Source organism: Halotia branconii CENA392, assembly GCF_029953635.1.
Taxonomy (GTDB): Bacteria; Cyanobacteriota; Cyanobacteriia; order Cyanobacteriales; family Nostocaceae; genus Halotia; species Halotia branconii.
This window is the reverse complement of sequence record NZ_CP124543.1, coordinates 5,403,435-5,415,525: the sequence shown is the minus strand read 5'-3', so window position 1 is coordinate 5,415,525 and position 12,091 is coordinate 5,403,435. Positions and strand designations below refer to the sequence as shown.

13 protein-coding genes are annotated in these 12,091 nt (G+C 41.2%); 5 read left to right on the top strand and 8 right to left on the bottom strand.

Annotated features, from left to right (window positions below; all coding sequences use genetic code 11):
- The first annotated feature begins 148 nt into the window (after positions 1–148).
- The 3 genes from QI031_RS23745 (at position 149) to QI031_RS23735 (ending at position 2,542) form a co-directional block, all read left to right on the top strand.
- Entirely contained in the window at positions 149–1,462 is a 1,314-nt protein-coding gene (locus tag QI031_RS23745; RefSeq protein WP_281481499.1) for an NF041680 family putative transposase, read from the top strand.
- A 394-nt stretch (positions 1,463–1,856) separates the two neighbouring features.
- Positions 1,857–2,258, top strand: a complete 402-nt coding sequence (locus QI031_RS23740; RefSeq protein ID WP_281482062.1) for a phage holin family protein — start codon at positions 1,857–1,859, stop codon at positions 2,256–2,258.
- 92 nt (positions 2,259–2,350) lie between these two features.
- Entirely contained in the window at positions 2,351–2,542 is a 192-nt protein-coding gene (locus QI031_RS23735; RefSeq protein ID WP_281482061.1) for a YqaE/Pmp3 family membrane protein, read from the top strand.
- A gap of 117 nt (positions 2,543–2,659) precedes the next feature.
- Here QI031_RS23735 and QI031_RS23730 read toward each other — a convergent pair whose 3' ends face one another.
- From QI031_RS23730 to QI031_RS23720, 3 genes are all read right to left on the bottom strand, one after another.
- Positions 2,660–3,460, bottom strand: coding sequence for a GumC domain-containing protein (locus QI031_RS23730; RefSeq protein ID WP_281482060.1), 801 nt, complete (start codon positions 3,458–3,460; stop codon positions 2,660–2,662).
- A gap of 419 nt (positions 3,461–3,879) precedes the next feature.
- A complete protein-coding gene (gene vap15, locus QI031_RS23725) occupies positions 3,880–4,128 on the bottom strand; it encodes a type II toxin-antitoxin system VapB15 family antitoxin (RefSeq protein ID WP_281482059.1) in 249 nt (82 codons plus the stop codon).
- A gap of 58 nt (positions 4,129–4,186) precedes the next feature.
- A complete protein-coding gene (locus QI031_RS23720) occupies positions 4,187–6,832 on the bottom strand; it encodes a tetratricopeptide repeat protein (protein ID WP_281482058.1) in 2,646 nt (881 codons plus the stop codon).
- A gap of 39 nt (positions 6,833–6,871) precedes the next feature.
- Here QI031_RS23720 and QI031_RS23715 point away from each other — a divergent pair, with 39 nt between their 5' ends.
- Entirely contained in the window at positions 6,872–7,042 is a 171-nt protein-coding gene (locus tag QI031_RS23715; protein WP_281482057.1) for a hypothetical protein, read from the top strand.
- A gap of 136 nt (positions 7,043–7,178) precedes the next feature.
- Here QI031_RS23715 and QI031_RS23710 read toward each other — a convergent pair whose 3' ends face one another.
- From QI031_RS23710 to QI031_RS23700, 3 genes are all read right to left on the bottom strand, one after another.
- Positions 7,179–7,430: a DUF433 domain-containing protein gene (locus tag QI031_RS23710; protein ID WP_281486108.1), complete on the bottom strand. Its 252-nt coding sequence runs from the start codon at positions 7,428–7,430 to the stop codon at positions 7,179–7,181.
- 272 nt (positions 7,431–7,702) lie between these two features.
- Positions 7,703–8,110 (bottom strand): hypothetical protein, encoded by a 408-nt coding sequence (locus QI031_RS23705; RefSeq protein ID WP_281482056.1) that lies wholly within the window; start codon positions 8,108–8,110, stop codon positions 7,703–7,705.
- A 193-nt stretch (positions 8,111–8,303) separates the two neighbouring features.
- Positions 8,304–9,422 (bottom strand): alkene reductase, encoded by a 1,119-nt coding sequence (locus tag QI031_RS23700; RefSeq protein ID WP_281482055.1) that lies wholly within the window; start codon positions 9,420–9,422, stop codon positions 8,304–8,306.
- 175 nt (positions 9,423–9,597) lie between these two features.
- Here QI031_RS23700 and QI031_RS23695 point away from each other — a divergent pair, with 175 nt between their 5' ends.
- Entirely contained in the window at positions 9,598–10,263 is a 666-nt protein-coding gene (locus tag QI031_RS23695) for an HAD family hydrolase (protein ID WP_281482054.1), read from the top strand.
- A gap of 79 nt (positions 10,264–10,342) precedes the next feature.
- Here QI031_RS23695 and QI031_RS23690 read toward each other — a convergent pair whose 3' ends face one another.
- Together QI031_RS23690 and panB are read right to left on the bottom strand one after the other, a co-directional pair.
- Entirely contained in the window at positions 10,343–11,188 is an 846-nt protein-coding gene (locus tag QI031_RS23690; protein WP_281482053.1) for an SDR family NAD(P)-dependent oxidoreductase, read from the bottom strand.
- Positions 11,189–11,256: 68 nt separating this feature from the next.
- Positions 11,257–12,027 (bottom strand): 3-methyl-2-oxobutanoate hydroxymethyltransferase, encoded by a 771-nt coding sequence (gene panB, locus QI031_RS23685; protein WP_281482052.1) that lies wholly within the window; start codon positions 12,025–12,027, stop codon positions 11,257–11,259.
- Positions 12,028–12,091: the final 64 nt, after the last annotated feature.

Genomic DNA, 12,091 nt, shown 5'->3' with positions numbered 1-12,091 from the left:
ATTGCTGATTTTGATTGAGGCAATTGTTGTGTAAATAATGATGTTTCAGGAGGTTCTGGAGTTTGGACTAAAAAGCTAGAGAAAAGCAGTCAGCAGTAACACTGACTGCCGTAAAGTCAATGAAAGTAATCAATAAATCATTGACGTGATGATCCTGACACAACTAGAAAAATTCCGCCAAGGTATCTACGATAGTTTGGGGAAGGCCAAAGATGCAGTATTTGAATTGATGGATGCAGTATTGACAAGTCCGAGTATCCCATCATTTGTAAGCTTGTCACAAAGCCCAGTATTTCGACGGCAATGGTCGAGCATTTATGCAGCACTACATGATAGTCGTCCACCGAAAATGTTGCTGATGAAGCTACTGGTACAGGAGGTAGAGACGGATGAACAGCCATTTCTAGCAGGAGATCATAGCTTTTGGGCAAGACCAGAAGCGAAGACACTAAAAGAAAGAACTTTTCATGGGGATAGAGGGGGGAGCATAGGCATCGGACAAAGTTACAGTACGTTAGCGTGGATACCAGAGGCGGATGGGAGTTGGGCATTACCGTTGAAACATGAACGGATAACCACCTTTGAAACGCCAACGAGTAAAGCCGCATTCCAACTAAAACTTGTCACCCGTGAGTTAGGCACTAGACCACTTGCAGCTTATGACCGAGGCTACGGCAACGCCAAATTTGTCCAAGCCACGGAGGAGATTAACGCAGACCTATTGTTGCGTTTAGCATCTAACCGATGTGTATGGGGTACACCCGGTACTTATAAAGGACGAGGCGCACCATGTAAACATGGTCACAAGTTTAAGCTCAATGACCCCCAAACTTGGCCAGAGGCAACTGAAACTCTGGAAGTTGAAGACCCGAAAGTTGGTCGAGTGAAAGTAATGCGTTGGAGTGGATTTCATTTCCTTCAGTCCCCAAACCGGGCAATGGAAATCATTCGCGTCGAGGTACTCCAACCAGTAGGACGTAATCGGAAGTTTCAACCTTTATGGCTAGCTTGGTTGGGTCAGACAATGCCTCCATTAGAGAATCTCTGGCAAAAATACCTATGCCGCTTTGCTTTAGAGCATTGGTATCGATTTGCCAAGCAGAGGTTATATTGGACACAGCCTCAATTGAGTTCTACTCGGGCCGCAGAGCGATGGAGTGACTTGATGCCCCTGCTAACTTGGCAACTCTGGTTCGCAAGAGTTGCCTGTATTGATTCCCCCTTGCCCTGGCAATCGACTCAGGATAAACTGTCTCCAGGACGTGTAGCACAAGCCTTTCCTCTAATTTTAGCCACTATTGGCACTCCTGCTCAACCCCCGAAAACTCAAGGGTTATCACCTGGGCGTGCCCAAGGGCATCAGCCACCTCAACGTCCCCGTTATCTCACTGTCAAAAAACACGCATCTAAAAAACCTAAAACCGAAGAATCACTTAAGAACGCTAATCTAACTGCTGCTTAGTTTCTGCTTCTTTTTTAACGATTCCACTTAACTCAGCCTCTAACAAAGCTGGGTAACTTTCTTTTGCCTTCTCTTCATTCCTGCTAAATGCAGATTAGTCCAAACTCAAGGAGGTTAATATGAGCCGTTTACTCTATGAAAAATCAATTTCACATAAAAGATACGATAGCTCATCATTCTTCATAAGGCAGATAAATCCGCTGGTATGTTCTTCTATCTCCTAAAATAGACTTTGGGTAAGAAGAATACTACCTCTCACCAAGTGTTCATTAATCATCCAAATGGTAGAAGCAAAATCTATCTTATAAGAGATGTTAAAATCTAGCATTTTTTTAAAAATGAGATAGATAAGGATTCTTAGAAAACCTATTCTGTAACTTTTAGGGAAAAAACAATGTTGGGAACATTTCTAACAGCTATTGCTACGGCACTGAGTTTATTAATTGTTGATCTAGTAGTACCAGGCGTTAATATTGCGAATTTTCCAGCGGCTATAGTTGCTGCTTTAGTGATTGGCTTGATTAACGGTTCAGTTAAGCCAGTTCTTTCCACTCTTTCTTTACCACTCAACTTTCTCACATTAGGAACATTTTCGCTGGTAATTAACGGGTTGTGTTTTTGGTTAGCAGCATTATTAGTTCCTGGTTTCGCAGTTCGAGGAATTATTGCTTTTCTTCTTGGACCTGTGATTCTATCTTTTGCTAGCACCTTCATTAATAATTACTTTGCTGAAAAAAATCCTGCTTTAACTGGTAGTCAAGATGTAAACACCAAAGGTGAACTACCATCAAGATAAGCAAGCAAAAGTGTAGGTGGGAACTCAGTTAATTCAAGTATCTACCTACCGTCACATATCTTTAAACACAATCAAAATATTGTAACAAAGTCATGAAATTAGTTCGTTTTCTTCTAGGTTTGCTAGTGCCTCCTTTAGGCGTTTTTCTGACAGTTGGAATTGGCCCAACGTTTGTGATTAATGTTTTACTCACACTTTTAGGCTGGCTTCCCGGTAGTATCCATGCAATCTGGGTTATTGCCAAGCATGAAGAAAAAATGAGTAGAGAAGAACGTATCTATTAAAGATTCCGGTTGATTAAATATCTCCCATCAAATTAAATAGATTGGGTAATGCCCAATCTATTTTTTGTTTGATGCTGCGAGATCCCCGACTTCTTCAAGAAGTCGGGGATGTAAACATTATTTGTGAACATGATCTTTTTGTTGCTCGGCAGGTTCTTTTTCTTTAAATAAATCTGCTGTTGCTAGCAGTAACTCTCTCAGAGTTTGTTTGACTTGACGCTCTTTTTTAGCTATTGTTGTCCCTGCTTCACTTAGTTTATTTTCTAACTGCGATCGCTTTTGTTCTACTTGTATAGCTACGGCTTCGGCTTGCGGACGAGCTTGCTCGTACCAGTTTTTCGCCTCATCAAGATAATCTTTAACTTCCTCCGAACGTCCGCCGTAACGCGCAGCCAAATTAGCTCGAACAATAGCTAGTTGTGCTTGTAATTGAGCATAACGCTTCTTTAATAAGGCTACTTCTTCACTATTTTTGACATTATTTACAGCAGATTCAATTACAGTTTTAGTATCCGCAGTTTTTTCTTTGCCCGTTTCTTCAATTTCTACTAAAATTCCATCAACTTCTTGCTGGAGTTGTTCTTCTTCGCTATCAAGTTGAGCTTGTAGTCTTTTAACTTCTGCTTGAGTCTCAACAATAGCCATGTGTCTTTTATTATTAACTCCTTCCAACGCACCTTCAATTGATGCTGTGACATCTTCTTGAAATTCTGTACCTTTATCTTGTAGATTTTCAATGACAGCAGAAACAGCATCTTTCACAAGGGTACGAATTTCAGTAGAGCCTGCTTTAAACTCAGAAGCTACCTGAGAAACTGCGGCTTTCACAATTTCACGAATCCGTTCAGTTCTTAACTGTCCAGTTTCTTTAACTTGTTGTAAGTCTGTTTGAATTTGTTCTTTGATATTATTAGGCATTTTCAACTCTTGCTATTTAGCTAATTTGGATAAAATTTTCTAGAGATCTAGACATAAAGTCACATTTATATTATGGCGTATGCCTTTTGGTTCAGGAACTTCCTTAGGATAGAAAATATTTTTGATTGTTGAAAAAGATTTAGTATAACTTGATAAGGGTAAAAAGTGAGACTCATTATAAGCATTGCTAATTGTCTATCTTGTTTGTTTCCTGTTTTATGCCTACACGAATAAGTTAAAACATCAAAGTTAACTACTATATGAGATGATGAATATTAGTTACTAAAAAGTGATAATTAAATTATGTGGCAAGTAAATATTACTTGCATCAAGTCTCATTTTCTCAAATAGTTCACGCGCATTGCGATCGCTCACCCTGTGCATCTGATTCTCGGTTAATGATAATCCAAAGATTAGTATCAATAATTATCTTGATTAATTTGTTTTCTGGCATAAATTTGATAACGGGCGATTTCTACTTCCTCTGTAATTTCCTCAAAGGATAATTCATCAGTTTGAAATATTTCTAGTAACTGAGTTAACTTTTTATTCAATGTTTCTTTTTCTAGTTCTTTGCTTAGTAAAAACTTTTCTGAATCAGACAGTTGTTTGACTAAAGTAAGAATTTGCTCAAATGTCAAGGAGAGTTGATAGATATTTTGTAGCATGATGTCAAATATTTTTCTGTCTTCAATTAGATGTTCATCACTATTTTTACATCTTATTTTACCGCCGCAACCAAGAGCGAAGCCAACGCCACAATCGACGCAACCACGCCCAGAACCTACGGTGAGAAACTACAGGCGCTTTAGGTTGCGAAAGACGCTCAATGGCATCGTTGCAATCTTGCACATTGACATCAAGTCCCATCGCCTGAAACAGTTCACAGGCATTGCGATAAGCACCAAGCGCATCTGATTCTCGGTTGACGTTTTCTAATATTAAACCTAAATTAAACCAGGCTTTAGCTTCAGAATTACGATCGCCTATCTCCCCAGATATTGCCAAAGACTGCTGGTGGAACTCAATCGCTTGTTGGTACTGTCCCTGGTATAAGTAAGCAAGACCCAAATTACCTAAGGATTTGCCTTCAGAATTGCGATTGCCTATCTCCCTAGATATCTCCAAAGACTGCTGGTAGAACTCAATCGCTTGTTGAGATTCTCCCTGGTATAAGTAAGCAAGACCCAAATTTAGCAAGGATAAACTTTCTGTATAGCGATCGCCTATCTCCCCAGATATTGCCAAAGACTGCTGGTAGAACTCAATCCCCCGTTGGTACTCTCCCTGGTATAAGTAAGCATTGCCTAAACCGATTAAGGAATTACCAATGCCATTGCGATCGCCTATCTCCCTTAATATTTCCAAAGACTGCTGGTAGAACTCAATCCCCCGTTGGTACTCTCCCTGGTATAAGTAAGCATTGCCTAAACCGATTAAGGAATTACCAATGCCATTGCGATCGCCTATCTCCCTTAATATTTCCAAAGACTGCTGTAAGAACTCAATCGCCCGTTGGTACTCTCCCAGGGAATCGTAAGCATTGCCTAAATTACCCAAGGAATTACCAATGCCATTGCGATCGCCTATCTCCCTTAATATTTCCAAAGACTGCTGGTGGAAGTCAATCGCCCGTTGGTACTCTCCCACGGAGTAGTAAGCATTGCCTAAATTATTTAAGGATTTACCAATGCCATTGCGATCACCTATTTCCCTAGATATTTCCAAAGACTGCTGGTGGAAGTCAATCGCTCGTTGGTACTCTCCCAGGGAGTCGTAAGCATTGCCTAAATTATTTAAGGATTTACCAATGCCATTGCGATCACCTATTTCCCTAGATATTTCCAAAGACTGCTGGTGGAAGTCAATCGCTCGTTGGTACTCTCCCAGGGAGTCGTAAGCAATACCTAATGATGTGAGAACAGCCCGATAATTCCAATTTTCTCTATCGCCAATTTCTGCCCATTTACTGACCAACTGCCCATATAATTCCACTTGGTCGATGTAATAACCCCGCAAGGTCAAAAAATCATCGCAAATCCAAATACTATCAAAGGCAGAGTCATAATCTTGCAACTGATACCAGTGATAGAAAATTTCTAAATATTCTTTGATATCTTCTTTAGTCTGCCAAGGTTTTTGCTTAACATTCAAAAGATAGTAATAAATCGCTCGTTGATGCGCCTCAATCTGATCTCCAGCCTGATACCGCACATACTCCAAAACCACGGGTTGAAACTCAAATTGCCGCTTACCATTGAGCTTTTCTACCAACAAAGAACGCTTAACTAGATTTCTCAATTCTCCCTCAATTTCTGGTTCTGCATTTCCCGGTAACACCGCTACGGCTGCCGCACTATCAACTGCACCACGATAAACACTAATATTCAGCAATAACGCCTTTTGTAACTCATTCAACCGATTAAAACTGGCATCCAATACCAAAACCATCCCCACATTTTCTCGGCGATGGATACCTACCACTTGAGAATCTGTTAACAACTGCCGCAAATTCCCTAAGCCTAAATCTGCTAATCTGCTTAAATTCGGGTCTTGGGGATATTCTTCTTTTAATAAGTCTGCTACCAATCTCAACAGTAGGGGATGCCCATCTACTAATTCCACAAACTGCGTTAAATCTCCGCGAATGCCTAATACTGTTAACAGTGCTACCCCTTCATCTACTTGCAAACCTTTCAGGGATAGCCACTCAAAGCCTTTTAATTCTGGTCTTTCCCTGGTAGTGACTAGCACCTTACTATTATTGCCAGATTCCACCCAAGCTTGGAAAAAGTCGCCGTAAAATAGACTTCCCCACTGTCTATCAGGTTGTAATAAGCTCTCTAGGTTATCAATAATCAGTAAAAATTGATCAGAACGCAAACACCTAACCAGCGCTTCTACTAATTGCGCTTCTTGTTCTGGAACCGGAAAGCCGAACTCTGTTAATACTTGCCTAGCTAAATCGCTAAAACCTGCCCCATAACTGACATCAGCCCAAAATCGCTTGGGGAAACCCTCAATTTCATCATAAATTTTTGTAGCCAGCATCGATTTACCTGTGCCACCGATGCCTTCTATGCCAATTAAGAAGATATTTTCATCGGTTAACCATTGCTGTATTTGGGTAACTTCTGCTGTTCTTCCTTGCCAGTAAGCTAAACTTTTACCGGGATTCCCGGCTTTGAGAACCCCTGGCGATTCTACTTTAGGGATTTGTTGTAATAGATCTAGTATTGGTTCTATACGCTCAACAATAATCTTGACTTCGGCAGCATTTATCTGTCCTACTGAAGTCACCTTGCTATCACCGGAAGCAGTGACATTCATTTCAATGTTGTTCGCATTACTGGGGTTGGGTTTTTCCGCCATTGCTGATAGCAGGTACAAATTTTGCTGGGTGTTGTCGTTGTGAACTCGGAAGTTGGTGTTTGGAACTCGGAAGTTGATGTTTGGAACTTAAAAATTGGTGTTCGGAACTTGAAAGTTGATGTTTGGAACTTGGAAGTTGGTGCTTATAACTCGAAAGTTAGTGTTCGGAACTCGGAAGTTGGTGCTTATAACTCGAAAGTTGGTCTTTAGAACTCGGAAGCTGGTGTTCAAAACTCGAAACTTTGTACTTAGAACTAATGTTATTGCCAGATTACACTACAAAGGTAAGTATTGAATGTGATTTTTTAGTTCTTCAGCATAAGCAGCTTTAGCAATAACTTCTAAATCACGTACTTTCTGCACGGAGTCTTTGCGCTAATGGGGATTCTCCAGCTTCTAAACGTAATTTTTCTGCATATTCAAAGCGTCGCTGCATATCAGTATCAATCTCTTCTTTATGTTCCCAATAATAAGCTAAAGCTGAATAAATTTGACTCATACTCAGATGTGGATACTGAAAATGTAATTCTTCTGGACTCCAACCATAAGCGTGGATAGAAGTAACTAATTCTACAACTTTCATGGAAGTTCCTTTGATGAACGGAACTTGATACTCATCAATCAGAATATGTTTATATTCAGTAGGAGTTGTTTGGTTTATGATCGTTATCTTTTACAAAAAGGCTGGATACAGAAAGAAAGCTGATTGGATAGGATTTTTAATCTTTTTTAACTGAATAGTAAATCCTAATTAATATTTACTCACGCAAAGGCGCAAAGACGCAAAGCTTAAGATTTAGTAATTCACCACGGACTAAATTTGTCAACTACTCTGCGTTCCTTTGCGTAAACCTTCGCGCTCCTCTGCGTTTAAAAACTCACTTCGTTAGCATCAATTTTCCCGACTTGATTGACTTTACTTTGATCGTAAGCATTAGCACTAATCTGAATATTGTCTCCAGGTTTGTCAGTCGATGCTTGCAAAATCTGAGCTATCTCTTGTGCAAGTGTTTTATCCGCATCCAATATCTTCTTTAATTGCACTCGCAAACTTGCTTGTAAATCTTCATCATCTGGATTGGTAGCCACATCCGTTGCAACTTCTTTCGCTGCTGCTTTCGCTTCTACTTGGGGATGTAACTTTGCCCAAATGACTTTGGCTTTATTCCAAACATCTTCACCGACTTTTTGAGATGCCCCTTCTACGGCTTTATTACCCACATTCAACAAAAATGGTAAACAAGGAGCGAGAATTTTCACAAGTAAAGTTATATCCATTGGTTTATAAGGTACATTTTTACTGAGTCTAAGTAGGTCGATGTCAATAATTATCGTTGGGATAAAGCAGGAAGCAGGGAGAAAAGAGGTAATTTTTCTTCATCCCCCTTGCACCCCGCACCCTGCCCCGGTTACTGAGCGTAGTCGAAGTGCTGCCTCTTCTGCCCCATGCCCTAAACCAAAATTTAGCTTGTTAAGAAACAGCTTGAGATTGTTGATAGGTGGGAAAATCGATATAGCCTTCTGACTCAAAAGAATACCAGTCTTTCATTTCGGCTGGAGAGTTAAGCGGCCAATTATGAGCAAAACGCTCAACTAAATCGGGATTACTAATAAAAGGTCTACCGAAAGCAACTAAATCAGCCAAACCTTTGCTAATAACATCTTCTGCTTGCTCTTGAGTGTATCCACAATTGCTCATAATTGTCCCAGTGAATACTCCCCGAAAATCTGCTAGTGTCATGGGTTCTCCTAACTCGTGAAACCCAAAAGCTAGCCCATCTATCAAATGAAGATAAGCCAGATTATAAGAATTTAACTTCTCAGCAACATAGAGAAAAGTTTCACGATAATCTTGTGACCCCATGTCATTGTAAACACCGTTAGGAGACAAGCGAACTCCAACTTGATGAGATGGCAAAACTGTTAGTATTGCTTCTACGATTTCTTTAAGAAAACGGTAACGATTTTCAATATTTCCTCCCCACTGATCATTGCGGTGGTTTGTTTTAGATTGCAGAAATTCGTCAATTAAATAACCATTAGCAGCATGAATTTCTACACCATCAAAACCAGCAATTTTTGCTTGTTCAGCCGCCCGGCGATAATCTTCCACAATCAGGGGAATTTCATTTGTTTCTAAAGCTCGGGGAGTTTCGTAAGGTTGTTTACCAATAGGTGTGTGAATAGAGTCTCCATTCAGTTTGATCGCAGACGGTGCAACTGGCAATTGACCATTTTCTTGAAAACTACTGTGAGATGCTCGTCCACAGTGCCACAGTTGCAGAAAAATTGGTGTTCCTTTGGCGTGAACAGCATCTACAACTTGTTTCCAGGCTTGAGTTTGTTCTTGGTTATAAATTCCAGGGGTATTTAGCCAGCCATTAGCTTGCAGGGAAATTACTGTAGCTTCTGTAATGATTAACCCAGCATTAGCCCTTTGAGTATAATACTCAGCCATCATAGCATTAGGCATACGTGCTTCACCCGCGCGCGATCGCGTCATCGGAGCCATCACTACCCGATTTTTCAGTTTTAAATCCCCTATTTGCAAGGAACTCAGCAAAGCTGGCGATAATGCTTGAGTACTCATATTTGATAGTTAGATGTTTGCACTATTACTTTGACACAACTTAAAGATTTGCTGTTTGTCCTGGCTGATGAAATTGCTGCAATCTATACCTGTGTTCTACTCTGATTGGAAGATGAAGCCAAATGCTCATCATGTCATCATTACCAAAGATATAAAATACCAACAGAGGTTTTAAATGGCATTCGAGGGAGTGATTTTAGATATTGATGGAACGTTAGTTTTGAGTAATGATGCTCATGCTCAATCTTGGGTTGAAGCTTTTGCCAACTATGGCTATGAAATACCATTTGAGCAAGTTAGACCATTGATGGGTATGGGTGGAGATCATGTCATTCCCAAATTAGTGCCTGAACTTAATAATAAAGAAGGAACCGGAAAAGCGATCGCATCTCACCGTAAAGAACTCATTCTTAACAAGTTTGTTTCCCAGCTGAAGGGCGCTCCTGGTAGCAGAGATTTGGTGTTAAAAATGCAAGAATCTGGATTGCATTTAGTAGTTGCGAGTTCTGCTAGTTATGAAGAACTTGATATTTTGCTCAAAATTGCTCAGGTAGATGATTTACTTCAAGAACTAACATCATCTGATGATGCCCAAGCATCTAAACCTGCTTCAGATATCATAGAAGCTGCTTTGAAAAAGGCACAAATGCCACCAGAGAAACTAGTGATGTTAGGAGATACACCTTACGATATTGAGTCTGCTGGCAAAGTGGGGGTAAGTGTAATTGCGATGCGTTGTGGTGGCTTTAGTGACGAGCAATTATCGGGAGCGCTGGCAATTTACGATGATCCAAGTGATTTGCTACGCAATTATGACTCTTCTGTTCTGGCTTCTAAATAAATAGCAGTTTTCAGGCGTTGCTAAATCTAAATCGTCACGGACGTTAGCAAACTTACGCAGTTCTTCTTGAACAGGCATATCAACATTCCTTGATGGATTCCCACAATTCGGCAATTTCTTCTGCGCTACTAGCTTTGACCCGCGCCAGATCTATCGGGTAGTCGACTTTTGAGTTCTCCTCAAAACGCGTTGCGGTAAACTGTCCGTTGCTCGCACGCAGAATAAATCCGGTATCTTGGCAAGCGTCACTGGCTAGGTAAATAACCCCAGGAGTGACCCATTCGGGCTTGAGATTGTCTGGAGTTCCCGTTTCCCTCCACATTCGAGTTTTGGCTACAGGGGATACCGCATTGACAAGAATCTTGTATTCTATGCCTTCCATGCTTAGTGCATTCATGATGCCAACTTGGGCCATCTTACCAGCAGCGTAGGCCGTCAATCCAGATTGAGCATATTGCTGATACATAGCACGATCAGAGGTGGTTAAAACTATTCGTGGTGCGGATGATTGTTTTAGATAGTTCCAGGCGTACTTACATATCCAGGTTGTCGCGAGGATATTAACGTCGATGGCACGTTGTATAAAATCGACCTCTATTTCCTCTATGGCTTGATAGCCTACCCACCCAGCATTATGGATGAGGATATCCACGCTGCCAAAAGAACTTATTGTCAGTTCTACCAACTCGCGACACGTCGATTCTTCAGACAGATTGCCGCAATGGGCGATTACGTTTTTCCCCTGTCCCTGCAACTCGCGCGCAGCATTAGATGCTACTGAGTCGTCAATCCCTGCACCCACACGATCCGTACCCAGATCGCTGATTACAACATTAGCGCCAAAGTCTGCCAGGGCTCGAGCGTAAGCCAGCCCCAACCCTCTACCTGCACCAGTGACAATGGCTGTCTTACCGTTGAAATCCATGTTCTTCTCCTGACTCTTCTTGCTATAATCAGAGTCTAAGATAACAACCTTGTTTTTATAACATTAAATTATGGAAACTTGCGTTCTCGCACTTCTGCGGCATAATCTTGTACGGCTTTGCTAATCGTTTCTCGCAAATTTGTATAAACTTTAGCAAAAGGTGGCTGCTTTTGTGTGAGACCAAGTACATCAGCAGTCACTAATACTTGCCCATCACAATAATTTCCTGCTCCAATACCAATTGTCGGAATGGCAAGTTTTTGGGTAATTTGCATTGCCAAATTTGCGGGTATATGCTCTAAGACGATCGCAAACACACCCGCTTGCTCAAGGGCGATCGCTTCTTGTAAAATTCTTTCTGCGGCTTCTTCGGTTTTACCTTGTTGTCGTAAACCGAGTTGATGCACAGATTGAGGTGTCAAACCTACATGACCCATGACCGGGATTCCTGCTTGCACCAACCGCGTTATAGTTTCTACCATCGCTGGATAGCCACCTTCCAACTTGACTGCTTGAGCACCCGTTTCTTTTAGCACCCTTCCAGCTGAATGCATCGCTTGTTGCAGACTTTCTTGATAAGTTAAAAATGGTAAATCCACAACGACTAAAGCTTGTTTCACACCACGACGCACAGCTTTAGCATGAAGCAGCATTTCTTCTAAAGTGATTGGCAGTGTTGTTTCATACCCCAGAACTGCTGCCATCGAGTCTCCAACTAAAATTAAGTCTACACCAGTTGCGTCGAGAATTTGGGCGATCGCATAATCCCAAGCTGTCAATGCTACGATTGAACGCCCTTGTTGTTTCCATTGAAGTAATTGCTGGGTAGTAACTGCCATTTTTTTAAGTAGAGGCTAGGGGCTAGAGGCTAGAGGCTAGGAGCTAGAGGCTAGAGGCTAGAGG

What these genes read in the sequence shown, in the direction of transcription:
- QI031_RS23745 (WP_281481499.1), top strand. Translation starts at nt 149, where the DNA reads ATGATCCTGACACAACTAGAAAAATTCCGCCAAGGTATCTACGATAGT.
- QI031_RS23740 (WP_281482062.1), top strand. Translation starts at nt 1,857, where the DNA reads ATGTTGGGAACATTTCTAACAGCTATTGCTACGGCACTGAGTTTATTA.
- QI031_RS23735 (WP_281482061.1), top strand. Translation starts at nt 2,351, where the DNA reads ATGAAATTAGTTCGTTTTCTTCTAGGTTTGCTAGTGCCTCCTTTAGGC.
- QI031_RS23730 (WP_281482060.1), bottom strand. Translation starts at nt 3,460, where the DNA reads ATGCCTAATAATATCAAAGAACAAATTCAAACAGACTTACAACAAGTT.
- vap15 (WP_281482059.1), bottom strand. Translation starts at nt 4,128, where the DNA reads ATGCTACAAAATATCTATCAACTCTCCTTGACATTTGAGCAAATTCTT.
- QI031_RS23720 (WP_281482058.1), bottom strand. Translation starts at nt 6,832, where the DNA reads ATGGCGGAAAAACCCAACCCCAGTAATGCGAACAACATTGAAATGAAT.
- QI031_RS23705 (WP_281482056.1), bottom strand. Translation starts at nt 8,110, where the DNA reads ATGGATATAACTTTACTTGTGAAAATTCTCGCTCCTTGTTTACCATTT.
- QI031_RS23700 (WP_281482055.1), bottom strand. Translation starts at nt 9,422, where the DNA reads ATGAGTACTCAAGCATTATCGCCAGCTTTGCTGAGTTCCTTGCAAATA.
- QI031_RS23695 (WP_281482054.1), top strand. Translation starts at nt 9,598, where the DNA reads ATGGCATTCGAGGGAGTGATTTTAGATATTGATGGAACGTTAGTTTTG.
- QI031_RS23690 (WP_281482053.1), bottom strand. Translation starts at nt 11,188, where the DNA reads ATGGATTTCAACGGTAAGACAGCCATTGTCACTGGTGCAGGTAGAGGG.
- panB (WP_281482052.1), bottom strand. Translation starts at nt 12,027, where the DNA reads ATGGCAGTTACTACCCAGCAATTACTTCAATGGAAACAACAAGGGCGT.